This is a genomic window from Thalassospira sp. ER-Se-21-Dark (genome assembly GCF_017922435.1).
Classification (GTDB): domain Bacteria; phylum Pseudomonadota; class Alphaproteobacteria; order Rhodospirillales; family Thalassospiraceae; genus Thalassospira.
Genome location: NZ_VDEZ01000002.1, coordinates 472889 through 499652, shown reverse-complemented (window position 1 = coordinate 499652; position 26764 = coordinate 472889). Strand labels below are relative to the sequence as shown.

The window sequence follows — 26764 nt, the reverse complement described above, 5'->3', positions numbered from 1 at the left end:
CAGGGCTCACTATCCGGTAGCGGTTACTACCGCGTTGTGCCGGACAGAGCAACGGGGAAAAACCCTGTAACGCAAATAATACGTACGAATTATTTCCTAGCTGGCCGCAAATTCGGCTTTTACCACCGCATATGCCCAATCGAGCCAAGGCAGCAAAGCCTTGATATCGCTGGGCTCCACGGTTGCACCACCCCAAATACGCAGTCCCGGAGGCGCATCACGATACCCGTTGATATCAAGTGCGACATTTTCCGCTTCAAGAAGCTGCGAAATCTTTTTCGGCAGCAAAGCCTGCTGATCGGCAGACAGACCAAGCGCCCATGGATCGACAATCTTGATGCACATCGAGGTGTTTGAGCCGGTTGCCGGATCCTCGGCAAGGTCGGCCGCCCAGACGCTGCTGGCAAGCCACGCATCAAGATGCGCGCGGTTTGCACGGGTACGTTTCAGAAGCCCTTCAAGGCCACCAATCTCTTCGGCCCATTTCAAGGCATCAATGGCATCTTCGACAACCAACATCGATGGCGTATTGATGGTTTCACCGCGGAAAATGCCATCAATCAGCTTGCCGCCCTTGGTCATGCGGAAGATTTTCGGCATTGGCCATGATGGCGTGTAGCTCTCAAGGCGTTCAACAGCACGCGGGCTAAGGATAATGATCCCGTGACCACCCTCGCCGCCCAGAACCTTCTGCCAGCTATAGGTCACGACATCGAGCTTGTCCCAAGGCAATTCCATGGCAAAGATGGCCGAGGTCGCATCGCAAATGGTCAAACCCTTGCGGTCGTCGGCAATCCAGTCGCCATTGGGCACACGAACACCGGCCGTCGTGCCGTTCCAGGTAAAGACAACATCGCGATCAAAATCAACCGATGCCAGATCCGGCAGCTTGCCATAATCGGCTTCAAGGGTGCGCACATCATCAAGTTTGAGCTGCTTGATCACATCGGTGACCCAGGTCGCCCCGAAGCTTTCCCACGCCAGCATATCAACGCCACGTGCGCCCAGCATCGACCACAGCGCCATTTCAACGGCACCGGTATCGGATGCCGGAACCACACCCAACAGATAATCTTCTGGCAGGTTCAAGATAGCGCGCGAACGTTCAATCACCTCTTCAAGACGTTGCTTGCCCAGCTTGGATCGATGTGAACGGCCAAGTATCTCCGTCTGCAATGCGTCTACCGACCAACCCGGGCGTTTTTTGCACGGGCCCGACGAAAAATTCGGGCTGGTCGGACGAGTAGTCGGCTTTGCAAGTACGGCAGTCTGGGCCATCTGTAAGTTCCTGAGAAAGAAGGATAACCAATGCAGGTTGGTTTAGAATATTCAAGCGACCCGATCCTATTGCCCCAAAGGCAAAAGTCAAACGCCTTCCACACAGACATGACAGCCATTTTTGCATGGCTGAAACGAACCGCCGCAAACAATCATTCTTTGGTTTATGCGCCTTAGAACGGGATGTCGTAATACCAAGGCGCAAACAGGCTGAACGCAATCCAAAGAATAATGATCAGCGGTGTGCCTGCCTTCAGGAAGTCGATAAACCGATAGTGCCCTGGCCCCATGACAAGAAGGTTGGTTTGATACCCGACCGGCGATGCAAACGAACAGTTGGCCGCCATCACCACCGCAATCGCAAACACATGTGGCTCCACGCCAAGTTGCTGGGCCATGCCGATACCGATGGGCGTAAACAGAACCGCACAGGCATTGTTGGACAGAACGTTGGTGAAGCCCGCCACAATCAGGAAGAACAGCGACAAAATAACCGGTGCGGGTGCGCCGCGGGTTGCCGCCAACAACTGATCGGCAACGAATTCTGCGCCGCCGGTCAATTGCAACGCATTACCAAGGGCAAGTGCAGCAGCAACAAGCAAAACGATTTTGCGATCAATTGCGCGCGATGCCTGACGCAAATTAAGCGCGCCAGATGCGATCATCAATCCGGCACCAATAAAGCTTGAAACCATGATCGGCACGACACCGGTCGCAGCAAGCGCAATCACGCCAAGGAATATGGCTGCTGCCCTACGCGCGTGGAATGGACGGGGCAAGGTTCTGGTCGACCATTCCAGCAACACAACGTCGCGGATGGTACGAAGGGCCTCGACATCCTCTGATCGTCCCTGCACCAGCAAAACGTCCCCGGCCTCAAGCCGGATCTCGGTCATCTGGCTTCGGATCATGCGCGAACGACGCTGGATACCAAGCACAAGGCACTTGTACTGATACCGGAACCCGATCTGCTCAAGGTTAAAGCCAATCAGGCGCGACCCTGGCGGCAACATGACCTCGGCCAACAACTGCGTGGATTTCTGCGGGGTTTCGTCACCGTCTGCACCAACGGCGGCGGCGTCTGAATGCAACAATCCCGGATCCTTTTGCAGAGCCTCGGTCAGTGCCTTGCGGGTGGCGGCAACCACTAGAACGTCGCCCGCCTGAATTTCCATATCGTCTTCAAACGGCGGCAGTTCAGCATGTTCGCGCCGAACAATCATCTGAACGGTGATATTGGGCAGGTTCTTGAAGAACCCGGCAACCGGCTTGGTGCCAATCATGTTCGCCGCTGGCCCAACCGTGATCTGGGCGATGAACTGCTTGCCGCTGCTATCGGGATTGGCAAGTTTGCTGCGCATAGATGCCAAGGCCGGAAGCAGGCGCGGCGCAATCAAAAGGACATAGACAAAGCCGGTCAGGGCAAGCACGCTGCCAATCGTTGTGAATTCAAAGAATTCAAGCCCCGGCATGCCGAGTTCGATCAGGGAACTAGACACCAGAAGGTTGGTCGATGAACCGATCAGGGTCGTCATGCCGCCAAGGATCGCGGCATAGGAAAGCGGGATCATCAATGCTGACGGGGAACGTTCAATACGCTCGGCGAGTGCCTGAATAATCGGGATAAAGATAACAACAACCGGCGTATTGTTCAGGAAGGCCGACAATACCATCACAACGAACAACCCGACAAAAATCGCAACCGAGGCATTCTTGCCGCCATGTTCGGTAATCAGACCGGCGATGTAACTGACCCCGCCGGTCAGGACCATTCCCTGCCCGACAACCAGCAAGGACAACACCGTCAGCAAGGCCGGGTTGGCAAAGCCCGACATGACCGTGGCAGGCCCCATCAGGTTTTCACCATCCGCATCAAGCAGCGGGAAAAAATCAAAGAAAAGCAAAAGCGTTGCGATAAGGGCAATACTGGTCAGTTCGAGCGAGATACGCTCCAACCCATACAGAACAAGCGATCCGGCAACGAGTGCAAGGACCACCCACATCTGCATCGGCGTTGCAGAACTGGCAACAACACTTTCGAGCACGATAAACTTTCCCCTGTAAAGCCTGCATTCTTGCGGTTATCGCGCACCTTTGCACTGGCGAGATCTGTCCACAATCGTTTCATTTTGCCTTTTACTTAGACGAAAGCCCTATAGCGCGGTCAATAAAAAAACAAAGCAAATCAGTTCGAATGCGGATTAGTCGGTAGAATACCCCAAAACAGAATGCAGCCCCCTTGAACAAGGAAAGGCGGGCAAATACCAGATTGCCCGCCCTTTTGAATTCATTGCCCGACACCGCCAAGCCAATCACGCCGGAACCGTCATTTCCCCTTTGAGATACTGCACGGCTTCGCCCTTGAGATGCACACGGTCACCGTCGATTTTGCAGGCAACCACACCACCCCGCGCGGACGCCTGATATCCGACAACATCGACCTGCCTCAGTTTTTCTGCCCAATAGGGCCCAACGACACAGTGCATATAACCGGTGACCGGGTCTTCATTGATTCCAAGTGCTGGCAGGAAATAACGTGAAATCATATCAAGTCCGGTTTTATCGCCGGGTGCCGTAACAATCACACTGCGCCCCGCCAATTTGCCCAACGCCGACATATCCGGGCGCATATTTCGCACAATGGCAGCGTCATCATAGACAATCACAATGTCGGTATCACGGCTTACCACGCCAAATGTCTCGGCGGGCTTAACTCCGCCAAGGGCGACAAGCACCTCCTCGGAGACAGTTTCAGCCTTGATCGGTTGTTTCGGGAAGTTCAGGACAATCGCATCACCTTCGCGCCGGGCGGTCAAAACGCCGCTTTGGCTTTGCAACCTGATCAGATCGCCCTCAAAACCAAGTCGATTGAAAATCACAAATGCACTTGCAAGCGTCGCGTGGCCACACAGCGGCACCTCGACGGTCGGCGTGAACCAACGAATATGAAAATCGGCCTCGTCACCGGCAGTTGGGACGAAAAAGGCCGTTTCCGAGAGATTGTTTTCCATCGCGATTTTCTGCAGCACGTCATCAGGCAACCAGTGAGATAACGGCACAACCGCCGCCGGATTGCCGGCAAACAAAACATCGGTGAAGGCATCGATCTGATAGATCGGCAGGGTTTGGGTCGTCATCGTCTTATCCTGAACTCGGCATATGTGTGATGTAGAAGTCGATACATCGAATGGGTTATCGATGATTTGGGTTCGCCTTTACAAGGCCGTTTGAATGGCCTGCTTGACGACCACAAGATCTTCGTCGCGGGTCCGCCAGTTGCTGAAGGCCGCGCGGAATCCGAAACGACCGCCATAAACCGTTGGTGTCAGGAAAACCTTGCCGGTCTCATTGATACGCTGGAGCAAGGCCCGATTCTCGTCATCAGTTCCACGCGATGCGAACATTGTCACATTGAGTTTGGGTTCACGCAGTAGTTCGAGCTTCTCATGGGTTCGAATCCACGCGGCCAGGTTTGCCGTCTGATCACAGTTTGCCCGGATGATGGATGCAATTCCGTCGCGACCATAAGCCGTCATCGCCATCCAAAGCGGCAACGCGCGGAAGCGCCTGGAGTTTTCGACCCCGCGATTGATATAGCTATTCCCGTCCGCCTTGGTATCGAGATACGGCGCGAAGGCGCGGCAGCATGTCTCCAGCACTGAAATATGACGGGTCAGGAAAATTCCGCAATCATATGGGACATTGAGCCACTTATGCCCGTCTGATGTGATGGAGTCCGCACGTGCTATTCCCTTGGTAATGTAGGCACGACGATCATCCAGGGCAGCGAAAAAGCCAAACGCGGCATCGACATGAAGCCATGCGCCAAAGTCACGACACAAATCGGCAATCGCATCAAGGTTATCGAAATCCGTGGCGTTCACGGTTCCCGCCGACGCAATAACGATCTTGGCACGAGCATCACTGGCCGCAACTTTGGCCTTGAGGTCTGCAATATCGGTTTCTTCCGATCCCGGTTTGGTTGCAACCTTGGTAAAGCTGTTACGACCAATGCCGGCAATCGATAAATCCTTGATCATGCTGGCGTGCGGACTCGCGGCAAAAATCTCAAGATCTGGCAAAACGCTTGCACCATCGGCATCGACATTCACACCAATCTGTTCACCACACCACTGGCGGGCCGCAACCAGACCCAAAAGGTTTGATACCGTTGCACCGGTCGTCAACACACCATCAAACGTATCTGATGGCACACCACCCAGCTCACACAACCAGTTGATGACCTGTTCTTCAACCGCGGCATTGACTGATCCTTCCGGTCCGGTGGCGTTCTGATCAATTGCACTGACAAGCCAATCGCCAACAAGGGCGGCCGGCGTCGTGCCACCGGTAACAAATCCAAGATAACGAGGACCAATTGATGCGGCGAGCAGCGGCAGAATTTCTTCCTTCGCTGCCCGCAACGCATCAAGCGCACCGCGTCCCTGCCCCGGCATGGGGCGCGAGGGGTCAAAGGCAGAGAAATCGCGGCAGGTTACATCCATGTTATCCGCAGCCTGAATAAAGCTGTGTGCAACATCACCTGTTTCCACAAGAATGCGGCCAAGTTTTTCAAGGTCATCAAACATGAGATGACGTTCATCAACAGTGGGGCTGTCATCTGAACGATTTGAAATGCTGTTCATTTGTTCTCTCCTGAAAGGATGCGCGCAAAGTCGGAGCGATCGATGTTCGCCCCGGTCAACACAACGGCAACCTTCTTGCCGATATTGCTTTCGCGCTGTGCAATCGCAGCCGCCAGCGGCACGGCACCTGCACCCTCGGCAATGGTGTGACAAGAACTGAAATAAAGGCGCATGGCATCCGCGATCTGTTCGTCATCGACAGCAACAATGTCCGCAGCACCGCTTTTAATGATCTCAAACGCGCCCGGATCGGGGCTACGGCAGGCAACCCCGTCGGCAAATGTATTGGCCGTCGGTGTCTGGATGATTTCACCGGCCATGAATGATTGACGTATGGCATCCGCACCCGTTGCGACCACACCAATAATTTCGGTCTTAAGGCCCAGCGCATCACGCACCGTGATCAGCGAACAAATCCCGGATCCCATGCCAACCGGCACATAGATACGATCCAGACCGGAAATAGCGTCAAACAGCTCCAACCCATAGGACGCGACACCACGCACAAGTTCCCGATGGAACGGCGGGACCATTACAAGGTCTTCCTTGGTGGCAAGTGCCTTGGCGTATTCCGCTGCCTCCTGGAAGTCATGACCATGCTCAATCACCTCTGCACCCCAGGCTCGCATGGCGGCGTTCTTTTCAACGGAATTGCCATGCGGGACAATAATGGTCGCAGGCATACCAAAACGGCTGGCCGCATGAGCAAGGCTCTGACCATGGTTGCCCCGTGTCGCCGAGATAATCCCGCGGTTCACATCAACCGACTTTCCGAGATAACGACAAAAGGTCAGCCCACCCCGGATTTTGAACGCACCAAGTCGAGTGTGGTTTTCGTGTTTCACATACAGGGACAATCCGGTCGCACGATCAAGCAGCGGCCACTGAATTGTCGGCGTCGGCGCAACATATTGATGCACAAAATCCGCGGCCTCGCGCAACTCACCCGTATTAAACATTGCATTGTATTCCTGACAGATCAAAATCGTGACAATTTGCATTTACAGCCGCTTCCCGCCGAACGGAGGCACAATGGGAGCAAAGTGACTCCGTCAAACGCGGCGGTGGCGAGCCGCGCTGGGGGAAACCTTACAGGAACGGCTTTGACAGTTCCTGTTCGATATCTGATCGGGTCAGCCCGACATCCTTAAGCATATAATCATCAAGCCCTTGCAAAGCGTGACGATCGCGCGAATGCGCCTGCAGACAGGCAAGATATTCAGCCGCAGAGATCATCACGCCAGTGATCGCGGCACGCCAGGTCACAGGCTGCTTGGCCTGCTTAAATGTGCTTGCTGTGCGCTCAGTGACATTGATGCCAGGAAGCTGGATTGTATCGTTACAATTTACCATTTCCATCTCCTTTCGGTGAATTGTCTCGATATTGTTTTGTCATTGACATTATTATTGTGTCAATTTAAACATTGTCACCATGACAATATGGTTCCCGAAACTTGATGAGGCTGGTGGTCCCGTTTATCGACAGATCGCGCAAGCCATCCGCAAAGCAGTCAAAGACGGCTCTCTGAAACCCGGAGACCGACTGCCCACCCATCGCGACCTCGCCTATCAACTTGGCGTCACGGTTGGCACAATTACCCGCTCCTACCGCGAGGCGGAAAGATTGGGGCTGGTGGCCGGTGAAGTTGGCCGTGGAACCTATGTGCTCGACAATATCCAGTCGGAACTTGATATGGCGGCCACCGCGCCAATTCCGATGGCATTTACCAACAACCTCACCCAGCTGGCGCGATCTACCGGTACTGCGCCATCGACGAACTCCCAGTCAAATGAGACCGAAGATACCGGACCGATCAATTTCAGGATGAACTGCCCTCTCCCACCAAGGGAAGGCCGCATTCGCGAAACCCTGATTGAGGTTGCGACTACCATGTCGACAGACGATATGGTGTCCTACAAATCGGAATATGGCGTTGCTCATCAGCGTGAAGCATTGGCTTTTTCCGCCGGAAGACTGGGGTTGGATGACAACCCGGAACGCGTGTTACCAACGGCGGGCGTGCAACATGGCATGACGGTCTCGCTGCTGGCGACAGTGCGCCCAGGCGATCTTGTCCTGTGCGAGGAACTCACCTATCCCAACCTGCGCAGCCTTGCCAATTTGTTGCAGTTCCGTCTGCGCGGTGTGGCCATGGACGACGACGGCATCATGCCAGACGCACTGGAAAACATCTGCCGCACACAAAGCCCGCGTGCGATTTATCTGATGCCGACGCTGCACAACCCGCTTTGCAGCACCATGAGCCAGAAGCGCCGCATCGAAATTGCCGAAATCCTGCGTAAATATGATCTGACATTGATCGAGGACGGCATATACCACTTCCTTGATCCGGATGCCCCACCCCCGCTGTCTTGCTTTGCACCGGAACGCAGCATTTATCTTGATGGCGTATCAAAAAGTATCGGTGGTGGCTTGCGTGTCGGTTATATCCATGCACCGGGCGAAATGATCGGCAAACTTGCCAGTGCGATCCGGTCTACCTGCTGGATGGTTTCAACCATCAACCTTGAACTTGTCACACGCATGATCATGGATGGCAGCCTTGCCCAGTTCGAGGCATGGCACCGCGAAGAAGCGGCCAAACGTCTGGCGATCGTGCTTGGCACGCTCAAGGGTTATGATATCCGTTTCCACCCAACCAACTATCACATCTGGCTGGAACTTCCCGAACATATCGACACAAGTGAACTGGTGATGGATGCGGCCAACAATGGTGTTCTTTTGACCGCAGCACAGCAATTCGCTGTTGGCCACGTGCCAAGGGGTATGCGCCTATGCTTCGGCGCAGAACGATCCCCCGAAAGATTACGCCGCGGCGTGCAAATCGTCGACCGCCTGCTTCAGAGCAGTGATTTTGGCAATTCTGTCGTCATGTAACGCACGTTTTTCTTATGCATGATGACCGTGCAATTTTGAGGCAAAGTCACGGTTCTTACTGGCATTTCAATTATTTCCGCACGCAACGCTTGACCGCGTGATTGCGTTGCTTCCAAGATATGCTGCGGGGGCAAGAAGCCCCTGCTTGATACCTTGATCTTGGGCAGCAGAAAGTCAGCAGATGCCAGTTTCCCGCCTTGACGCAGATGATTGCGGTTTCCCGCATTTCCGTATTCGCAGCCCACACAAAGACCAACAGCCGAAAATATTCGATTTTTCATCGCATTACCGCGCGGCAGAGGCTCTTAAATTCGGACTTTCGATGTCCGAACCCGGTTTCAACATTTTTGTTCTTGGCCTTGATCGCGCTGGCCGCATGACGGCGACACTCGATTACCTCAACAAGGCCATGGAAGAACGCGAAGCCCCCGATGACTGGGTTTATCTCAATAATTTTTCGCGAACCAATCGCCCGCGTCCCTATGCCCTTCCGGCTGGTCAGGGCCAAAAGCTTTTGGCGGCGATGGAAACGCTGATCACACATCTGCGCGAAGCTTTCGCTTCGGCCTTCAACGCCCCGGCCCACCTGACCGAAACCCAGACCCAGACCGAAGAAGCGCGCGCACAGCTTCGCGAAAAGTTCGATGCGTTGCGTGAATATGCCCGCGAACGCGGTCTGGATGTTCAGGAAAACGAAAAAGGCGTGATGATTGTCGCGCTGAACGAGGACGGCGAACCGGTTTCACTCGACGAGATCCCAAAGGATCGCCGCAACGAGGCCGAAGACGCGTTTGAGGAAGTCGCCGAAGAAGCCCGCAAAACGCTGCTTTCCACCCGCGACCTCGAAGAACAGATCGCCGATACGCTTGATAGTTTGCGTCGCGGGGCAGCGAAGGTTGTTCTGAAACCGCGTATCAAGAAACTGCGCGACAAATTCACAAGCCCCGGGCTCAAGGCATGGTTCGACGCGCTTGAAAAAGACATTCTCGACAATATCGACGCATTCGAGGAAGCCAGCGACCAACCCGCCATCGAAAGTGGGGATGGCAAGATCCCCGAAACCGTCGATGATCGCTATGCCGTCAACCTGCTGATTGATCATTCGCGCGATAATCACCCCGATGTCGTGCTTGAACCAAGTCCAAGCTACGACAACCTGTTTGGGCAAATTCAGTACCGCCCGATGGGGGGCGGCATGCATCCGCATTTCAGCCTGATCAAGCCAGGCGCCCTTCATCGCGCCAATGGCGGCGTACTTGTGTTGCGTGCGGAAAGCCTTCTGGAACACGAAGAATGCTGGGGCTTTTTGAAAGCAGCCCTTCGTGACCGTGAAATCCGTATCGAGGAAACCCACAAGGGCGGCCCGCCGACCGCAGGCGCACCGGAACCGCGCCCGATCCCGCTTGACCTCAAGGTGGTTATCGTCGGCGCACCGAAGTTTTATTACACCTTCTTCTCGCTAGATGTAGATTTCAGAAACCACTTCCGGGTCAAGGCCGATATTGATGCCGACATGCCAGCGGCTGGTCGCAATATTTCGATCTATACCGGGCTTCTGCGGGCATCCGCCCTGTCACGCTCCGGCATCCCGGTTGATAATGGTGCGATCCGTCAATTGCTTGGTCAGGCGGCGCGTTGGGCAGGCGAACGTGACAAGCTGACAGCCCAGATTGAACGGGTCGAAGATGTCGCGATCGAGGCCGGCGCACTCAGCAAGGCCGAAGGTCGCGAAACCATTCGTGCTGCAGATGTCCGGCGTGCGATCGAGGAACGTCGCCATCGCAATTCACGTCTTGAAGACCGATCCCACGAACGGGTTCAAAGGCGCGAAATCCTGATCGACAGCTTTGGCAGCGTGGTTGGTCAGGTCAACGCACTGACGGTTCTCGATTACGGCGATCATGCCTTTGGCCTGCCAGCACGCGTGTCGGCACGGTCCTATGTCGGTAGCCTCGGCGTTTTAAACATCGAACGCATGGTCGATATGTCCGGCCCATTGCAGCAAAAGTCTGTGATGATCATTGAAGGCTTCCTGAAATCGCGCTTTGCGCAGGATTTTCCGCTCTCATTCGCCTGTAACGTTACGTTTGAACAGAACTATGGCGGGATCGAAGGGGATTCGGCCTCGATGGCGGAACTTTGCGCCATCATTTCCGCTGTTTCAAACATCCCGATGCGCCAGAATGTCGGCATTACGGGGTCGATGAACCAGTTTGGTCAGGCACAGCCGGTCGGGGGCATTTCGCACAAGATCGAAGGGTTCTATCGCATTTGCGCCGATCAGGGCTTTACCGGTGATCAGGGCGTGATCATTCCTTCGGCCAATGCGGAAAACGTAGTTCTGCGAGAAGAAGTCGTTCAGGCCATTCGCCAGGGCAAATTCAACATCTGGACCGTTGAACACATCAATGATGCGATTGAGCTTCTGACCGGAATGGCAACAGGTGACCGGACAGATGGTCAATATGCGCCAGACACAGTCTACGGCAAAGCCATGGAACGCCTGCGCAACAATGATCTGATTTTGCGCGAACGCCATGCATATGGCCCGCGCACGGAGATGTAGGAATGGCAAAACCACCCCACGCATATCCAACCCCTGTGGCACAGTTGTCGCAGGCGATTGGCTTTGCCGGAATGTGGGGTGGTTTTTCTTTTTCGGTCACTTTTGCTGCGGCACTGATGGCCGCCATGATCTTTAATGTCGGTGCAGTGGCACAAACACTTGCGCCTGAAACAGGACCAACCGGGATCGATATCATCCCGACAGATTTGCCTGCCCGCGCATCAAGTGTGCGATCAGGCAATCAGCCTCTAAGCCTCCTGCCCGGAACAATTCCAACTGAAACCCGGCTTGAGGAAGAAATCGAAATCCCCTCCTTGGCAGATCAGTATCAACGAACGATCAACGGAAAGCCCCCAATCCGTTCGGTCCAACCCGTCCATCAAAGGGCACCAAGCCCCACGGAAACTCGGATTACCCCGGCGGCTTCAACAACTTCGCCTCCAACTCAGACCACTCTGCCCGCCGTGACCGTGCAACGCACGACGGCATCTGATCTTGTTGAAACAGCAACGCCTGTGTCGGCAGTCAGCGGTAGCGGCTTCCGAATACAGATTGGCGCCTTTCGCGACACATTTACCGCTGAAACCTATTGGGCAAGCTTTAGTATCCGCTATCCGGAACTGGCTAAATCGCACGACAAAAAAATCGTATCCGCTGATCTCGGCAGTCAGGGCATTTATCACCGGCTGCAGCTTGCAGGATTTGAAGACTACGAGTCTGCGCAAAAACAATGCCGCCAGCTCAAGGCTGACGGCACGGATTGTTTTGCAACTGCGCGCTAGACAAAGGCTCAGTCAGCAGGTGCAAGCAGGACAATCTTGTCAACGATCAGGGTTGTTGCCTCGGTACAGGTTGTCATCAGTGCCAGATGGCCCGTGATGCGTACCTTGTCGCCCGGGCGCAGCCTGCTTGCCTTGTTGGCGAGTGCATATAGCGTCCCATCTTCGGCACGGAACGTAACGCATTCCTGCCCCTGATCGGTGATTTCACCACCAACCGTAAAGTTTTCTTTTTGCAGGAACGAACACCCTGCCAACGCCAGAGCCACGCCCGCAACAGCGATTTTTCGCGCCAATCCGGCCCCCAAAAGGTACTTCATCCGTCGTGCTCCTTTGCGTGATCGACAGTGCTTCGTCACAAAATACGCTTCATGTGCGTTAATGTTCTTGTAACGCCATGAAAGATAGAATGGTTCCACCCCTTTTAAGGGTTTCGGTATCCAATGTCATTGAGAACAAGACGCCCAATGGAAAAGTCGCAGATAGATTTGTTGATAGAGCTTGCTGCTGATTTTCAGCATCAGACGGCAATCAACAATCGCGCGACCGAAGAAACAGACGAAAGCGAACAACGTAGTGCGCTTTCGACATTGGTTGATCTTGCCCGCGACATGCAAACCCGACTTGATCAGCAGCAAAACCGGATCAGACAGCTCGAACTCATGGTCGAAACCGATGAGTTGACCGGACTTTATAACCGTCGCGGCTTCATGAAGCGCACCCGGGAGGCAATCTCGCGCGCGTCACGAACCGACGAACGCGGCATTCTGGTCATTGCAGATCTTGATGGTTTCAAACAAATCAATGACATGCACGGGCATGCGGCGGGGGACGCCGTCCTTCGGCACTTTGGCCAGAACCTGCGCACGCACACCCGGTCTGATGATTTTGTTGCCCGCTTTGGCGGCGATGAATTTGCCATCCTGATGACCGGCAGCGACCCTGCCGCTGCGGCAAAACGGATTGTGCAGCTTCAGAACGCGACGGAGCGGTTCCCGCTGATATGGCAGGGCAAGGCACTGTCGATCAGAGCAAGCTTCGGTCACGCATCATTTGGCGCAAAATGCGATATTGCCGATTTGATCCGCGAAGCAGATGAAGCCATGTACGATCAGAAGCACAGCCGCCGCAAGGCCAGCGAGCCCCGGAAAGCCGATCATAACGCCGCCTGATATCTGATAAGACAGGATAGGCTGTCGGTTTCCCCTAACCTTCCTCGTCGATTATATACTCTGCTGCGCGCAGACCGGTCATGAACGCCCCATGGGTTGTCCCGGCATAGTCAAAGATCGTGTGTTCACCAGCCAAGATCAATCGATCTGAAATCGGCTCTCCGAGACCGTCAAAATCAGATTTTCGGTTACCCGGACGCGGAAAAGCATATGCGCCAAGTGTGAATGGATCGGTGGCCCAGTGGGTTGCCAGAACGTCAATCGGTTCTGTCACGTCATCTTCCCAGACAGTGCGCAGCACATCGAGTGCATCTTCAACCATTTCCGCATCCGTCATACGATCAGCCGTCAGCGCATAATCCCCGACACTTAGCCCCAGCAAGATGTTCTCATCTGAAAACGTTCGGTAGCTCAGCCAATAGTTCCAACGCCCTTTCGGCTCGGTTGTGATGCCGAAATACTGGGTTTCGATATCCCAGAACGGTTCTTCGAACTTCAGTGCGAGTTTGGTCACACTGCCAAAGCCGAGATTTTCGATGGAATCGCGATAGCTGCCGGGAAGTTCGGGCGTAAACTGGATATTGTTAGCTTTCAGAACACCGAGTGGAACCGAACAAATGCAATAGTCAGCCACGAAAGTTCCCTGATCGGTGGTGATCACCACTCCCTCATCGGCACTGTAATCAATTGCCGAGACCACATTAGAAAGCTTAATATCAAGCCCCTCTTTCAGAGGTTTTAAAATCTCGTCATAGCCGGATGTGACGACGACATCCGCACCGTCAAATGCCTCATCCCAGTTAAATAGGGGCGCTGACAATTTTTCGATCGCCCCACCCTTTGAAAATTCGGTAAAGGCAGAAAACGCCCACATGATCCCCGGATCATCAAGATACGCCGGACGATAGTCCTTGATCGCTTGCAAAAGACTGCGCGGGTCATTTACCTCATAGGTGCCGTCGATGTGTCCAAGAACCCCTTCCCAGGCATCGACAATTCTCTCGACCTCGTCCTCATCATATTCGTAGCCGTTGATGTCAAAGAACACTGCGTTCTCATCGTCGGTGACGGCATACTGGGCGTTAACCGCATCAGCAAGTTGCTTGGTCGGGTTGTCCGACGATGGACCGTGGATCCATCCAGCACCGACTTCAAACGGTGCGCCCATAGACCAGTCTGTTAGAAGACGACCACCGGTATGGTCCTTTGCCTCAAGCACGGTCACTGTGGCCCCGTGTTTACGCAACAAATTCGCCGCACCGAGCCCGGCAATACCTGCACCGACCACAACCACAGAAACATTTTCCAGCGCATGGGCACTTTTGACGGCAAATTTTGATGCAAAAGCGACAGCCCCGCTTGCCATCAGGACAGACTTCATAAATCGGCGGCGGTTGATGTTTCGGCTTAACACAGCGACCTCACTAAGCTGATGATGCAGTTTCCCCGACAGAAGGTGGAAGGCGCAGATAACTGCCCAATTCAGAGTTGATAGAACAATCGAAAAAACATCAAGTCTCAATGTCTGCGATGGCATTGAGGTGAAAGTCAGCGTCCCTAAACTTTCGCTTAGAATTGATCGGCACACCGCCCCTTGCGACGTGTCAAAAATCGATCTTTTGAAGCCGGAATGTTTTTTTTGCCATATCAAGTGCAAATCCTTCATATCCTTTGTAAGATCGCTATTTATGAGAGACAGGCAAAGCTGCGGCTTAGAAAAACAAACAGGCGGCTTACGATGACGGGTCGAAAATGACAGACAGCACCGGCCACTCGGCAGAAACGAATGACCAAGACCTTCTGGCAGCCATGGCATTCTGCTGGGCTGACATGCTTCTTGAGGTCGATGAGAACGGCTATATTCTGTTTGTCGCAGGCGCGACCGAGAGCCTTCTGGGATGCACGCCAGACCGTCTGATCGGCGAAGCCTTCGAGAAAATTGTTGTTAAGTCCGAACGTCCTTTGCTGCGCGCCTATCTTCACGGCGGCACTGGGCTGAAACGCCTTGAAGAGCTTGATCTTGATTTCCAGCTTTGCGAGTCCGACGGCAAACCGGTTCAGGAAGCTGTGCCGCTGTCACTCAGCGGTTATATGATCGCCGACCCTTCAAGCCGCTATTACATCGCAGCACGTCACCGCGCCATTCGTCCTCGGGCCAGGTCGGGCATTGACCGTATCATTTTGCAAAATGCCGTCATTCGCCAGAACATGAACGCCGAAACCAGCCAGACCGGTTCGGTTGGCGATCTTTCAAGCATGAACTACCACAACGAAGCCTTGGTGGTGCTCGAAAACCTTGCAGCTTCGCGGTCTCAGGCGGAAACGGCCGCAACCAATGAATTGGCCCGTCTGATCGGAATTGGCGCAAAGCAATTCAATGCCAGTGTGGTCAAGGATCAGGAACAGTCACGGCGACCACATAAAATTCATCCGGTTGACGAACCGATGATCGAGCTCGAACGCCGTATCGTGGCCTATGCGAGTGCGCTGCGCGCCGACCTTGAGGAAATTGATAAAACCACCTCGGCCGAGAGTATCAGCGGATTGATGTCTTTGACCAACACCTCGGGCGTTAACGGCAAAAATACCAAAAAGTCCAAAACAGCAGACCTGTTTGGCAATGACTATGAAAGTGCTCGGAACATCCATCATTTCGATACCGAGAATGCCGAAAGTGACCGGGACACCAACCTGACACGGGCAGTTGCCTATGCGCTCAACCGGATGCAGCGCAAGGCACAGAATGATGTCACCGCCGCCCGCCTTTCGGCAAGCCTGCCGCACCTGATCAACGAAACACTGAAGTCCGTGCGTGCTTTCCGCGAAATCGTGGAAAATGGATCATTTGCTGTTGCATTGCAGCCGATTGTCCATCTTGGCAATCGGGAAATGCATCATTTCGAAGCATTGGCGCGCTTTAACATCGGCGACAGCACGTTGGCCGTTGACCAGATCATTCATTTCGCCGAAGGAACCGGTCTGATTACCGAGTTTGATCTGGCAATGTGCAGCAAGGTTCTTGATCACCTGCGCGACAATCCTGACAGCATCCCCTATCCGGTTGCCGTCAATCTTTCCGGCCACTCGCTTGAACAGGCCGGTTTCATGCCAGCCCTGATCGAACTGCTTGGCGACTATGACATCCCCTCGGAACAAGTCCTTTTCGAAGTGACCGAAACGTCGCGTATTCGTGGATTGACCGATGTGAATAACGGGTTGCAAATGCTACGCGCCCGTGGCCATGCCATCTGTCTTGATGACTTCGGTGCCGGGGCAGCCAACTTCGAATATCTGAGCGCGCTTGATGTCGACATTATCAAGTTTGATGGCGGGGCGATGAGAACTGCACTTGCCAATCCCAAAGGGCGCGCATTTCTTAAGGCAACCGCCCTGCTTTGTCGCGACCTTGGTATTCATACAATCGCCGAAATGATCCACGATCAGGCCAGTTACGAACTGGTATGTGATTTAGGCATCGACTATGGTCAAGGCTATCATCTGGGGCCGCCAATCACGATTGGCAGCGAAGACGACTATCACAAGACCAATCTCGCCAGCTCAAATAGCAGTGCTGACACCGACGATCAGAACGCGTCGACCACAACAGGAGGACGCGCATGACTTCCCGTCATCCGGTGGATCCGCAAAACCAGAATACAAACTTTGCAGACGATCTGACAAACTACGATGCCGACGTGTTTACCCTTGACCCCAAAGTCATGGCCGAGGCCGAGGCCCCCGTCATCGTGATGGACGCAAAGGGTGTGCCGCTATTTGCCAACAAAAATGCCGTCGGCTTTGCAAACGGTATTCGTGACGGCCTGTTCCCTGAAATCTATCAACTGATCCGACGCGCATTGACCACTCCGGGTGGTGTAGTTGAACTGATGACCTTTGAAGTCCAGCGCGGTACCGCAACACTGGAGCTGACTGCCCTTCCGACCACAAAGAACGAGGTCATGATCCTGCCGCGTGATGTCAGCATGGATCGGAACTTGCGTGAAGCTCTGATCGACTCACGCCAGCGCTATCGCGACATTGTCGAAGTTTCATCCGCCTTTGCCTGGGAGACGGATGAAACAGGCAAGTTTATCTTTGTCTCGCCGCGCGGGGCACTTGGATACCGTGCTGATGACATCGTCGGTCGGTTCCCGGGGAAATTCCTGCTTGATACTGCCGATCAGGACAGCGAACACGTATTTCGCAGCCAGAAGGCCGTGCGTGATGTCCCGGTTTGGTTCCGGCGTTCGAACGGACGCGACGCGTGCCTGTCTGTTTCATCGACGCCCGTATATTCGCGCGAAGGGGTCTGGATTGGCACACGTGGTCTCGCCCATGACATTACCGAACAGCGCCGCCGCGAAAGCGAAGTCGCTACCGCCCGAAATCGTGACCGCCTGATGACCTATATCGTGCGCACCATGCGTGATGAAATTGATCCGCTTATGGTCCTTAAGGGCGCGTCCGAGGCCAGCACGCGTGCATTGGCCTGTTCACATTGCGTTATTTTCAAACGCAATGATGAAACCGGCGACCTTGAACTTACCGCCGGCGATGCAGACAAGGCGGCCAACGAGATCGCCCACCAGGCGCTTCATCAGATGCAAAAAACGAATGAAACGTTTGATGCCCATGTCGGAAACTACCGGCTCATTGGCCTTCGCTGCCACTATCATCAGCGCAACAATGGCGCTGTGATCTTTATGTTTGATGCGGATCACCCGGAACCAACCGACGGCGAACGTGCCATCATGACCGAGGTTGCCGATCAGGTCGGTATCGCCATTGAACAGGCCATCCAGCATGAACGCATCCTGACGCTTTCGCGTACCGATGGCATGACCGGGCTTTTGAACCGCCGCGCGTTCTTTGAGGAACTCAAACGTCGCCACAGTCGCCTGCGACGTGAAAATGCACCTGCGGCTTTGATGTATGTCGATATGGACAACTTCAAACTGGTCAATGATATCCATGGCCATCAGGCTGGCGACGACGCCATTCTTACGCTAACGCAAGTGTTACTTGATAATGTGCGCCCGTCTGATCTTGTAGCCCGTCTTGGTGGCGACGAATTTGTTCTGTGGCTGGAAGGTGCTGATATTCCGGCCGCGTCGGCACGCGCCAAGACCCTGATGAAGGAAAGTGCCGTTCTTGGAAAGTATTCCGGGGATGCCGAACATCCGCTGGGCATTTCCGTGGGTATTGCGGTTCACGAACCTGATTCAAAAGAAACGCTTGAACAACTTGTGCAACGCGCAGATCAGACCATGTATCAGGTCAAGAAACTTGGCAAAGGCCGTTTTGGTATCGCTGCCGCGCCGGGGTCAAAAGACCCGGCGAAAATCGAAGTTTAGGAGGAATGCCCGATGAAGGGATTTTTGCAGCGGGTATTTACCAAGCGAAGCGAAACGCCGATCACCTATGATGAAGCCAAGGAAATGGCGGCAAGCCCGGATGCAGATGTTCGCGGCAAACTGGCACAACGCCATGATACCCGGCCCGAAATCCTGTATTTCCTCGCCACTGACCACGATTCTTCCGTTCGTCGTCACATTGCCGCCAACCAGGCAACCCCGGTTCAGGCCGACGTCCTTCTGACCGATGACAGCGATGACAGTGTCCGTGGCAGTCTGGCGGAAAAAATCGCGCATCTCTCTGCTGGCCTGACCGCCCACGAGACGGATAAACTGCGCCGCATGACTTACGAGGCGCTCGACAAGCTTGTGCGTGACCAGGCTGTTCATGTCCGCCAAGTGATCTCAGAAACCCTCAAAGACATTGCTGACGCCCCGCAGCCAATCATTCAGCAGCTTGCACGCGACGCCGAAAGTGTCGTATCCGGCCCGGTCCTGCAATATTCGCCGGTTCTGACCGAGGAAGATCTGCTTGAAATCATTGAGGGCAGCTCTGGTCGTGGTGCGCTCAGCTTTGTGTCGCGTCGCAGAAACGTTGGTGAAAAGCTTGCCGATGCCATTGCCGCAAGCAGTGACAAGGATGCAATTTCCCATCTGCTTGGCAACAAGTCTGCACAGATCCGCGAAGAAACGCTTGATCAACTGATTGATCGCGCCCCGGATTACCCGGAATGGCACGAACCGCTTGTCAAACGCCCAACCCTGACACCGACTGCGGCCGGAAAACTGGCGCGCTTTGTCGCCGAAAATCTGATCAGTGTGCTGGAACGCCGCAAAGACCTCAAGAAAGACCAACTTGAAGCGGTCCGCGAAGTCGTTCAGCGCCGTATCGCATCTGGCGAGTTCGAAAAGCGCGACGACGTTGCGACCGATGCGAAAAAGATCAAGGCTGACAAGGACAAAGCCAAACCGTCCGACAAGGCAGAACCGAAGTCTGACAAAAAAGGCGTGGTCGCAGAAGACGGTGACGAAGAGGAAGGCGAACCTGCCTTTGAGAAGGCACTGGCCATGCATGCCAAGAAAAAGCTGACCGATCAGGAAGTGGCAAAGGCGCTGGCGGCAAACGATGTCAAATTTGCCCGCGCATCGCTGGCCGTTCTGGCTGGAATTTCGCCCGACGCCGTATCAAAGGTGCTGAACACCCATTCGGCAAAAGGCGTTGTGTCGCTTGCATGGAAGGCCGGTCTTCCTGCTGACCTCGCGGTAAAAATTCAGGTCAAGCTTGGTCACGTCCCGCCGAGCCAGACACTTAATCCCCGCAGCGGCAATCAATATCCGCTAAGCGAGGATGACATGAATTGGCAGCTTGAATTCTTCACCGGCATGGCGACCAGCGGCGCACGCTAAGGTGCGCCGCTATTAATCACTTCAGGCGGACCTATTTCAGGTTTGCCGGGCGTTCCATGCTGATATGGGCGATACCGTCTTCGTCATATTCATCGCCAAATTGCACGAAGCCTAGGCTTTCGTAGAAACCTCGAAGATATAGCTGCCCGTTCAGATAGATCGGTTTGCCTGCAAACTGCTTTTCACAAACCTCAATCGCACGGCGCATCACTTCGCGGCCAATGCCCTGCCCGCGTAAACGATCGCTGGTAACAACGCGCCCAATTGCGGGACGGTCACCTTGTTCTGCATGGTCGGGATCAATGCCCGGTGCAACGATACGGGCCGCAGCCAGAACATCGTCACCCTCGTAGGCGACAATGTGCCTGCATCGCGGATCAAGCCCGTCTATGTCGGGAAATATGCAGGTCTGCTCAATAATGAAAATCTGCTGGCGAAGCTTCAAAAGGCTGTGCACGTGGCGCGCGGACAGATCATCAAAATCACAATCCAGCCAAGTCAGATTAGGTGGGGTTGGCGACATTCAGGGAACTTTCATCGTGTGGGGCGCTTTAAAACCCGGTGTCAGGTACCGGATTTTTCAATGTGATAGATAAAGACATCTTCGTCCTGTTCAGACGATATCAGGCGATTACCGGTCATCTCGCAAAAGGCTTTCATATCGGCGACAGAACCGGGATCGGTCGCAAGGACTTGTAGAATCCCGCCATCCTTGACGTCACGCAGTGCTTTTTTTGCCTTCAGAACGGGCATCGGGCACATCAGTCCGCGCGCGTCGAGAATTGCATCATGGGGACCACTTGAAGATGTCGACATAAGAAACCTTATAAAAAATACGAAACCGGTCCGATATAGCGGCAATTGGCGATTGTTGCATTTGCACAATATGTTAGACTGAACCACAACAATCAATCAAACGCTGTTAGCCCGCCCGCGATGCAAATCTATCTCCCGATTGCCGAGATATCGGTAAATATATTTCTGATCTTGGGACTGGGCGGCGGGGTCGGCTTCTTGTCGGGTCTTTTTGGCGTTGGTGGCGGCTTTCTGATTACGCCGCTTTTGATTTTTTATGGTATTCCCCCGGCCGTATCCGTGGCAACTGCTGCGAACCAGATCGTGGCATCTTCTGTATCGGGTGTGTTCGCCCACTGGAAGCGCGGCAATGTCGACCTTAAAATGGGTCTGGTTCTTCTGGCAGGCGGTATTGTCGGGTCGACCGTCGGTGTCTGGGTGTTTGCCTGGTTGCGGTCACTTGGTCAGATCGATCTTGTCATTTCGCTCTGCTACGTGATCTTCCTTGGTATCATTGGCGGTATGATGCTGTTTGAAGCCACGCGCGCCATTTTCCGTACCCGGCGTCGCGGCGGCCAAATCCGCCGATCCAAAAAACATCAACACAGCTTTATCCACGGCCTGCCCTTGAAGATGCGGTTTTATCGCTCCGGGCTTTATATCAGCGCCCTGTTGCCACTTGCCGTTGGCTTCTTTGTTGGCATGCTGACCGCATTGATGGGCGTTGGTGGCGGCTTCGTGATGGTGCCAGCCATGATCTATCTGTTGGGCATGCCGACCGGCGTTGTCATTGGCACATCGCTGTTTCAGATCATCTTTGTCACGGCCAACGTCACCTTCCTGCAATCAGTGCAAACACAGACGGTTGATGTCGCCCTTGCCATCCTGTTGCTGATTGGCGGCGTAATCGGCGCACAGTTTGGTGCGCAGTTTGGCTCCCGCCTGAAGGCGGAACATCTTCGTGCCCTGCTCGGCCTTTTGGTTTTGTCGGTCTGCCTGAAGCTTCTGTTTGATCTGGTGATTACTCCAAGCGACCTTTATTCCGTCATGCCGGGGGATCTGTGATGATAGTACCCTCAGCCATTCGGGTCGCATTTATGATTGCCTTGGCGCTGCCGCTTTTGAGTATCGGGGCTGGCCCCAAAAAGGCGTCGGCTGATCCGCTGGTCGTCGATTTGTCGAACCATCTTGTGGCCATCACCACCGGCTTTACCGGCACCAACGTGCTGTTGTTTGGCGCGGTCGAAGAAGAAGGTGACGTCGTCGTCACGGTGCGTGGCCCGGATCAGGACATGGTGGTCCGAAAAAAAGAGCGCAAAGTCGGCATTTGGGTCAACAGCGAAAGCGCACGCTATAAGAACGTGCCAGCCTATTATGCCAGCGCATCAAACCGTCCGATGGACATCATCGCATCCCCCGAAGTCTTGCTCGATTACCGCATTGGCCTTCAAAATCAGCGCTTTATAGGCGAAAGCACGCTGAGCGATGATGATCAGAAAGTCTATCGCGAGGCGCTGGTGCGCAATATGCAAGGTGCGGGTCTGTTTGGAGAACGTCCGGCCAAAATCAGTTTTCTGTCCAATCAGCTGTTTCGAACTGATATCCATTTTCCGGCCAATACCCCGACGGGAACCTACACCATCAACGTGTATCTGATCCGGGATGGCCGTGTTGCCAGCGTCAAAACCACACCACTGGTTGTTTCAAAAACCGGCATCAGTGCCGAGGTTTATGAGTTCGCCCATCGTTACTCGGCCCTTTACGGCATTATTGCCGTGATCATCGCCGTGGTTGCGGGCTGGATTGCCAGTGTCGTATTCCGCAAACGCTAACAGCGTGCCGGCCTGCTCACCCTCAAAACGCGCATTCCGGGTCCTTGCGACTTCGCAGCCGCAGCATTACCTCAATCAATAACGCAACGCATAAATCTTTGTCGCTATTACCAAAAATCACTTGGAAACCGGCATTGAGTTGCGGCACAATTTGACTGTCCGCTCGTAACAACAGTCCCACATCTGTTCAGTGTCGCAGCGGTTGAGTGCAACTGTTCAGAGAACCCATATGCCTTCTTTTGATGCCGATCAGGAACTTCGTGCGACTTCGAACAGGACATTTCTTGTTGTCGTGGATGACAGCGATGAGATGACCAAGGCATTGCGTTATGCCTGCCGTCGCGCACAACATACCGGCGGTCGTGTCGCCCTTCTCAGCGTCATTGAACCGGCCGAGTTCCAGCACTGGATGGCGGTTGGCGATCTGATGAAGGAAGAAGCCCGTGACGAGGCGGAATCCCGCGTGAACGAGCTTGCGGCCTACGTCCATGAACAAACCGGCAGCATGCCGCTTCTGTTCATCCGCGAAGGACGTCTCAAGGACGAATTGTTGAACCTTCTTGACGAAGAAGAACAGATTTCCATTCTGGTCCTTGCCGCAGGCACGACAAGTGAAGGCCCCGGCCCACTGATTACGGCATTGACCAAAAGCGACACCGTCGGTCAGTTGCGCCTGCCACTGACCATTGTGCCAGCGGCCCTCTCCGAAGCCGACATTGACGTGTTGAGCTAACCTCAACCCGTCATCGGCGTCCTAGCTTTTGACAGGACCACGTCCGAAAATCCGGCGCAACAACGCGCCCCAAAGCGCAAAACTGCCTGCCGGTTTTGACGCGTTATCGATCCCGGTCGTGTAAAGCACACGGATCAACGCATCGCGCACTTCGCCGGCGGGCTCCGGCGTGAAATCGAGTGTCAGGACAAGCTGTTTCTGATCATTCACAAAGACACGCGCCAATTTGGCGTCCAGCGGTGGCAGTTCTTCGGCATCGAGCTTGATTAATGCCCCCTTCTGGAACCTGTCACGATCAATGCCCGTTGCAGGGCACATCGCGCGTGCGCCGCCCAATGACATATCGATGATCGTCATATCAAGCGGGTCATCGTCACTGTTGGCCGTAATCTTTGCCTGCAAGCTGGTCGGGAATCGTTCCTGCTGGCGCTGTACCGGGCTTTCAAAGCAAATCAAAATCGCAACAAGCAATGTCAGCGAATTGATTACGGCCCATAATCCCCCAACAAGCAGAAAATCGGCGTTATCGATGATCCGGATGTCTGTGTTGATGTTGTAAAAGAACCCGCCAATCGTCAAAACGAACAGCACGCCGAGAATTATTGCCTCAGTCCTGGAGTTCCCCACCCCGGACTGGGATCCCTTTGGTGTCACCTTGAACGGGCGCCCGAATGGCCGGATCAAAGATGATACGACAATTGGAAACAGCCTGAGGGATACCAGCACCGCTGGCCCTTCATTGACGATGGGATAGGCTTGCCTGCCATTGTGCCACATCGCCGTTGCCCATCCGCCAATCAAAACCGGCAACTGCCAATAGAAAATTTCCCAACTTCGGGCATTTTCAAGCGGTTGCAGGCCAAACCAGAAATAAAAGATCGGGATCATGATCACCAGCAAGCGCGCCGGGATATGAAACACCCAATAGATCGGAAACAGCAATATCCGCTGCCAAAGCGAAAGCCCCGGCCCCAGCGGCCCCGCCTTTAAAAACAATGTCTGGATACCGCCCTGACACCAACGTTCGCGCTGGGTGTGGAACGCCAGAAGACTCTCGGCCGCAAGACCGATAGACAGTTTTTCATTGAGGTAACGGGTGCGATAGCCTTCGCGCAGCATCTCAAGCGAGGTCAGGATATCTTCGGTGATGGACGCGGTCGGCACACCGCCGATGGCATCAAGCGCCTTGCGCCGCATGACCATGCAAGATCCGCAGCAAAACATTGAATCCCATGCATCAACCGACGGCGCAATGTGATCAAAGAACAGCCTTTGTTCATCCGGCCACCGATCAGCAATCCAAAGATTGCGCTGCATCGGGTCCTTGTTGAAGAAATGCTGTGGCGTCTGGACGATGCCAATTGTCGGATCCTCGAAAAACCCGACCACGCGTTTCAGGAAGTGGCGATAGGCCACGAAATCTGCATCGAAAATACAGACAAGGTCACCACTGGAATGTGCCAGCCCGTTATTAACATTACCGGCCTTGGCATGGGTCCCGTCCTTGCGTGTTAGGTACTTGGCCCCCTTTTCTTGGCAAAAATCACGCAACCAGCCCCGCTTACCGTCATCAAGCACCCAGACAGTCTTGTTCGGGTAATCAATGGCCAACGCGCCGACAATGCTGCGTTCAAGTACATCAAGCGGTTCATTGTAACTCGGAATGAAGACATCGACGCTTGGCCAGCTTTCGACTGGCCGGGCGGACAGTCTGGCACAGGCCTGATCTGCTTCGGCACTGCGATTGACAATTTTGCAGTGAATAAGCGACTGACGCAGCATGTCACACAAAAACACGATTTCAATCGCAAACAGGAAAACAACCCACCAGCCCTGAAACGTGGTGAGGTCGGCTGGCAAAACTGTTTCGGTGATCCGCCACGGCAAATACCGCGCAATCAGCGCGATCAGGAAAAACACAACCAGCCAACGCGCCCATAACCGGTCACGACGCAGAAAGGGTGATGCCAGCATCATGACACCGACAACAAGTGCCAGCGGTGCAAATTGCGCCATCGCGTTCATTATGACGGGTCGCTCTCGCCAAACCAGCTATGAAGTCGGCTTGGAATGCTGACTTCGGCGCGACGACCGACATTACAGAAGGTCTCGGGGCGATCTTCAAAGCCGGAATCGGGAATATTGACGACCAGAAGGACTTCATCCTTCTTAAGCAACGGCGGCAAGGCTGCATATTCAAGTTCCGGCGATACCGCACGGGTGCCGATCACGCCGCTGATGATCCCTTCAAACGTTTCGGGTGATCCTTGCAGGCGAACCGAAACAACCGCCCCAATTTCCATCCGATCAGACAGGCTTTCATCGACCGGCACCTCAATGCGAATGTCCGAACAATCCAGAATTTTTGCCAAGTCATTGTTTTTGGTAACCGTCGCAAGTTCTGTTGCCATGCGCCGCCATATCAACCCGTCAATCGGGCTGCGCACCAGCATGGACTCGCGCCGCCCCGCACGCGCGCTTTCATCGCGGAGCTGCTTTTCAAGGGATGCCATGCGACCATTGGTTTCGGTCAGCTGAACATTCAGATCGGCAATCGCAAGAACGACTTCGTCAAGACGCTGCTGGGAATATGGCACATCATTTTGCCCGTCCCCGACAAAGACACCTTTTTCAAGCGCCCCGGATTCCTTGCGGTAACGTTCTTCATCGGCGCGTGCGCGCTCGACCTCTTGCTGTGCCTGTTCAAGCAGGCTTTCGGCCTCTTCCACGCGCGCCTTGGCAACATGACCATCCGCCAACAGGGTTTTCTGCCGTGCGAGGCTCAAATCACGTTCCTTGACGACCGACATCCAGCCTTTCTGGCGGGCCGCTGCCTCAAGCATTTTGTAATGCAGGCTTTCCATCGAGCCCGTCACCATTTCACGGACGCGCTCGCCCAGTTCGCGGCGCAGGCCATTCAGGGTCGACAGCTTTTCAACCAATGCCGTTTTTCGCGACCGCAGCAGTTGATATTCACCATCAAGCTGGGTAAGCAGCGCCTGGGGTTCGGTATCGTCAGTTATTCTTGTCACAATCGACCCGGCCGAAACGGGCTCTCCGACGTCGGGGATTGCGCGAACAAGCTGACCACTGATCGGTGCCTGAATGGTCACCAATTTGGCATTCACAACGCCGTTCGGGCGAATATCAGAAACGGTAAGTGGTGCGAGTTGCCAGATCGCAATAACGACAATAGCCAAGGCGACAGTCAGACGGACAATCTGCCCCTTGGAAAAACGCAAGGCCATAAAACTACCTCAACCGGGTCTGGCATCACTGCCATATACAAACATCACCTTAGAA

The 26764-nt window shown here is 54.3% G+C and carries 22 protein-coding genes; 10 read left to right on the top strand and 12 right to left on the bottom strand.

Going from position 1 to position 26764, the window contains the following annotated elements; genetic code table 11:
• Positions 1 to 96: 96 nt before the first annotated feature.
• The 6 genes from FHI25_RS09960 to FHI25_RS09935 form a co-directional block, all read right to left on the bottom strand.
• Positions 97 to 1278: a phosphoserine transaminase gene (locus tag FHI25_RS09960; protein WP_210517356.1), complete on the bottom strand. Its 1182-nt coding sequence runs from the start codon at positions 1276 to 1278 to the stop codon at positions 97 to 99.
• Between the two features lie 173 nt (positions 1279 to 1451).
• Positions 1452 to 3323, bottom strand: a complete 1872-nt coding sequence (locus tag FHI25_RS09955) for an SLC13 family permease (RefSeq protein WP_210517353.1) — start codon at positions 3321 to 3323, stop codon at positions 1452 to 1454.
• 267 nt (positions 3324 to 3590) lie between these two features.
• Positions 3591 to 4415 carry a PhzF family phenazine biosynthesis protein gene (locus tag FHI25_RS09950; RefSeq protein ID WP_210517350.1) on the bottom strand — a complete coding sequence of 275 codons (825 nt, stop codon included), beginning with the start codon at positions 4413 to 4415 and terminating at the stop codon, positions 3591 to 3593.
• Positions 4416 to 4493: 78 nt separating this feature from the next.
• On the bottom strand, positions 4494 to 5924 hold the full coding sequence (locus FHI25_RS09945) for a pyridoxal-dependent decarboxylase (protein ID WP_210517347.1): 1431 nt from the start codon (positions 5922 to 5924) through the stop codon (positions 4494 to 4496).
• Positions 5921 to 6883, bottom strand: coding sequence for a threonine dehydratase (locus FHI25_RS09940; protein ID WP_210517344.1), 963 nt, complete (start codon positions 6881 to 6883; stop codon positions 5921 to 5923). The genes FHI25_RS09945 and FHI25_RS09940 overlap by 4 nt, the downstream gene beginning before the upstream one ends.
• A 130-nt stretch (positions 6884 to 7013) precedes the next feature.
• A complete protein-coding gene (locus FHI25_RS09935; protein ID WP_210517337.1) occupies positions 7014 to 7277 on the bottom strand; it encodes a DUF1127 domain-containing protein in 264 nt (87 codons plus the stop codon).
• Positions 7278 to 7356: 79 nt separating this feature from the next.
• Here FHI25_RS09935 and FHI25_RS09930 point away from each other — a divergent pair, with 79 nt between their 5' ends.
• The 3 genes from FHI25_RS09930 to FHI25_RS09920 all read left to right on the top strand — a co-directional run bounded on the left by FHI25_RS09930 (position 7357) and on the right by FHI25_RS09920 (position 12171).
• The gene (locus FHI25_RS09930) at positions 7357 to 8823 is read left to right on the top strand and encodes a PLP-dependent aminotransferase family protein (protein WP_210517335.1); all 1467 of its coding nucleotides are present in this window, start codon (positions 7357 to 7359) and stop codon (positions 8821 to 8823) included.
• Between the two features lie 181 nt (positions 8824 to 9004).
• Positions 9005 to 11389, top strand: coding sequence for an ATP-binding protein (locus FHI25_RS09925; RefSeq protein WP_008890838.1), 2385 nt, complete (start codon positions 9005 to 9007; stop codon positions 11387 to 11389).
• A gap of 2 nt (positions 11390 to 11391) precedes the next feature.
• Positions 11392 to 12171, top strand: coding sequence for an SPOR domain-containing protein (locus FHI25_RS09920; RefSeq protein ID WP_210517330.1), 780 nt, complete (start codon positions 11392 to 11394; stop codon positions 12169 to 12171).
• Positions 12172 to 12179: 8 nt separating this feature from the next.
• On the opposite strand, the gene FHI25_RS09915 is transcribed toward FHI25_RS09920, so the two are convergent.
• Positions 12180 to 12488 (bottom strand): DUF5818 domain-containing protein, encoded by a 309-nt coding sequence (locus tag FHI25_RS09915; protein ID WP_120224868.1) that lies wholly within the window; start codon positions 12486 to 12488, stop codon positions 12180 to 12182.
• 147 nt (positions 12489 to 12635) lie between these two features.
• Between FHI25_RS09915 and FHI25_RS09910 the strand changes: the two genes are divergently transcribed.
• Positions 12636 to 13340: a GGDEF domain-containing protein gene (locus FHI25_RS09910; RefSeq protein ID WP_210517326.1), complete on the top strand. Its 705-nt coding sequence runs from the start codon at positions 12636 to 12638 to the stop codon at positions 13338 to 13340.
• A gap of 34 nt (positions 13341 to 13374) precedes the next feature.
• On the opposite strand, the gene FHI25_RS09905 is transcribed toward FHI25_RS09910, so the two are convergent.
• Positions 13375 to 14721 carry an FAD-dependent oxidoreductase gene (locus FHI25_RS09905; protein ID WP_246879025.1) on the bottom strand — a complete coding sequence of 449 codons (1347 nt, stop codon included), beginning with the start codon at positions 14719 to 14721 and terminating at the stop codon, positions 13375 to 13377.
• A 371-nt stretch (positions 14722 to 15092) separates the two neighbouring features.
• On the opposite strand from FHI25_RS09905, the gene FHI25_RS09900 reads away from it, so the two are divergent.
• From FHI25_RS09900 to FHI25_RS09890, 3 genes are read left to right on the top strand one after another with little or no spacing between them, the layout of a single operon-like run.
• Positions 15093 to 16961 (top strand): EAL domain-containing protein, encoded by a 1869-nt coding sequence (locus tag FHI25_RS09900; protein WP_064780854.1) that lies wholly within the window; start codon positions 15093 to 15095, stop codon positions 16959 to 16961.
• Positions 16958 to 18694: a diguanylate cyclase gene (locus tag FHI25_RS09895; protein WP_210517320.1), complete on the top strand. Its 1737-nt coding sequence runs from the start codon at positions 16958 to 16960 to the stop codon at positions 18692 to 18694. Before FHI25_RS09900 ends, FHI25_RS09895 begins: the two co-directional genes overlap by 4 nt.
• A gap of 12 nt (positions 18695 to 18706) precedes the next feature.
• Entirely contained in the window at positions 18707 to 20101 is a 1395-nt protein-coding gene (locus tag FHI25_RS09890) for a DUF2336 domain-containing protein (RefSeq protein ID WP_210517301.1), read from the top strand.
• Positions 20102 to 20132: 31 nt separating this feature from the next.
• On the opposite strand, the gene FHI25_RS09885 is transcribed toward FHI25_RS09890, so the two are convergent.
• Together FHI25_RS09885 and FHI25_RS09880 are read right to left on the bottom strand one after the other, a co-directional pair.
• Positions 20133 to 20624: a GNAT family N-acetyltransferase gene (locus FHI25_RS09885; protein ID WP_008890846.1), complete on the bottom strand. Its 492-nt coding sequence runs from the start codon at positions 20622 to 20624 to the stop codon at positions 20133 to 20135.
• A 41-nt stretch (positions 20625 to 20665) separates the two neighbouring features.
• Complete coding sequence (locus FHI25_RS09880; protein ID WP_063089936.1) at positions 20666 to 20917, bottom strand: sulfurtransferase TusA family protein; 252 nt, start codon at positions 20915 to 20917, stop codon at positions 20666 to 20668.
• A 120-nt stretch (positions 20918 to 21037) separates the two neighbouring features.
• Here FHI25_RS09880 and FHI25_RS09875 point away from each other — a divergent pair, with 120 nt between their 5' ends.
• The 3 genes from FHI25_RS09875 to FHI25_RS09865 all read left to right on the top strand — a co-directional run bounded on the left by FHI25_RS09875 (position 21038) and on the right by FHI25_RS09865 (position 23461).
• On the top strand, positions 21038 to 21961 hold the full coding sequence (locus FHI25_RS09875) for a sulfite exporter TauE/SafE family protein (RefSeq protein WP_008890848.1): 924 nt from the start codon (positions 21038 to 21040) through the stop codon (positions 21959 to 21961).
• The gene (locus FHI25_RS09870) at positions 21961 to 22728 is read left to right on the top strand and encodes a TIGR02186 family protein (protein WP_210517296.1); all 768 of its coding nucleotides are present in this window, start codon (positions 21961 to 21963) and stop codon (positions 22726 to 22728) included. The genes FHI25_RS09875 and FHI25_RS09870 overlap by 1 nt, the downstream gene beginning before the upstream one ends.
• Positions 22729 to 22957: 229 nt before the next feature.
• A complete protein-coding gene (locus FHI25_RS09865) occupies positions 22958 to 23461 on the top strand; it encodes a universal stress protein (RefSeq protein ID WP_210517292.1) in 504 nt (167 codons plus the stop codon).
• A gap of 21 nt (positions 23462 to 23482) precedes the next feature.
• Here FHI25_RS09865 and FHI25_RS09860 read toward each other — a convergent pair whose 3' ends face one another.
• Positions 23483 to 25477: a glycosyltransferase gene (locus FHI25_RS09860; RefSeq protein ID WP_210517289.1), complete on the bottom strand. Its 1995-nt coding sequence runs from the start codon at positions 25475 to 25477 to the stop codon at positions 23483 to 23485.
• Positions 25478 to 25485: 8 nt separating this feature from the next.
• Complete coding sequence (locus FHI25_RS09855) at positions 25486 to 26709, bottom strand: HlyD family efflux transporter periplasmic adaptor subunit (RefSeq protein ID WP_210517286.1); 1224 nt, start codon at positions 26707 to 26709, stop codon at positions 25486 to 25488.
• Positions 26710 to 26764 lie beyond the last annotated feature (55 nt).

What these genes read in the sequence shown, in the direction of transcription:
- FHI25_RS09865 (WP_210517292.1), top strand. Translation starts at nt 22,958, where the DNA reads ATGCCTTCTTTTGATGCCGATCAGGAACTTCGTGCGACTTCGAACAGG.
- FHI25_RS09945 (WP_210517347.1), bottom strand. Translation starts at nt 5,924, where the DNA reads ATGAACAGCATTTCAAATCGTTCAGATGACAGCCCCACTGTTGATGAA.
- FHI25_RS09950 (WP_210517350.1), bottom strand. Translation starts at nt 4,415, where the DNA reads ATGACGACCCAAACCCTGCCGATCTATCAGATCGATGCCTTCACCGAT.
- FHI25_RS09870 (WP_210517296.1), top strand. Translation starts at nt 21,961, where the DNA reads ATGATAGTACCCTCAGCCATTCGGGTCGCATTTATGATTGCCTTGGCG.
- FHI25_RS09875 (WP_008890848.1), top strand. Translation starts at nt 21,038, where the DNA reads ATGCAAATCTATCTCCCGATTGCCGAGATATCGGTAAATATATTTCTG.
- FHI25_RS09895 (WP_210517320.1), top strand. Translation starts at nt 16,958, where the DNA reads ATGACTTCCCGTCATCCGGTGGATCCGCAAAACCAGAATACAAACTTT.
- FHI25_RS09935 (WP_210517337.1), bottom strand. Translation starts at nt 7,277, where the DNA reads ATGGTAAATTGTAACGATACAATCCAGCTTCCTGGCATCAATGTCACT.
- FHI25_RS09890 (WP_210517301.1), top strand. Translation starts at nt 18,707, where the DNA reads ATGAAGGGATTTTTGCAGCGGGTATTTACCAAGCGAAGCGAAACGCCG.
- FHI25_RS09920 (WP_210517330.1), top strand. Translation starts at nt 11,392, where the DNA reads ATGGCAAAACCACCCCACGCATATCCAACCCCTGTGGCACAGTTGTCG.
- FHI25_RS09960 (WP_210517356.1), bottom strand. Translation starts at nt 1,278, where the DNA reads ATGGCCCAGACTGCCGTACTTGCAAAGCCGACTACTCGTCCGACCAGC.
- FHI25_RS09930 (WP_210517335.1), top strand. Translation starts at nt 7,357, where the DNA reads ATGACAATATGGTTCCCGAAACTTGATGAGGCTGGTGGTCCCGTTTAT.
- FHI25_RS09910 (WP_210517326.1), top strand. Translation starts at nt 12,636, where the DNA reads ATGGAAAAGTCGCAGATAGATTTGTTGATAGAGCTTGCTGCTGATTTT.
- FHI25_RS09855 (WP_210517286.1), bottom strand. Translation starts at nt 26,709, where the DNA reads ATGGCCTTGCGTTTTTCCAAGGGGCAGATTGTCCGTCTGACTGTCGCC.
- FHI25_RS09925 (WP_008890838.1), top strand. Translation starts at nt 9,005, where the DNA reads ATGCCAGTTTCCCGCCTTGACGCAGATGATTGCGGTTTCCCGCATTTC.
- FHI25_RS09880 (WP_063089936.1), bottom strand. Translation starts at nt 20,917, where the DNA reads ATGTCGACATCTTCAAGTGGTCCCCATGATGCAATTCTCGACGCGCGC.
- FHI25_RS09860 (WP_210517289.1), bottom strand. Translation starts at nt 25,477, where the DNA reads ATGGCGCAATTTGCACCGCTGGCACTTGTTGTCGGTGTCATGATGCTG.
- FHI25_RS09885 (WP_008890846.1), bottom strand. Translation starts at nt 20,624, where the DNA reads ATGTCGCCAACCCCACCTAATCTGACTTGGCTGGATTGTGATTTTGAT.
- FHI25_RS09900 (WP_064780854.1), top strand. Translation starts at nt 15,093, where the DNA reads ATGACAGACAGCACCGGCCACTCGGCAGAAACGAATGACCAAGACCTT.
- FHI25_RS09940 (WP_210517344.1), bottom strand. Translation starts at nt 6,883, where the DNA reads ATGTTTAATACGGGTGAGTTGCGCGAGGCCGCGGATTTTGTGCATCAA.
- FHI25_RS09915 (WP_120224868.1), bottom strand. Translation starts at nt 12,488, where the DNA reads ATGAAGTACCTTTTGGGGGCCGGATTGGCGCGAAAAATCGCTGTTGCG.
- FHI25_RS09905 (WP_246879025.1), bottom strand. Translation starts at nt 14,721, where the DNA reads ATGAAGTCTGTCCTGATGGCAAGCGGGGCTGTCGCTTTTGCATCAAAA.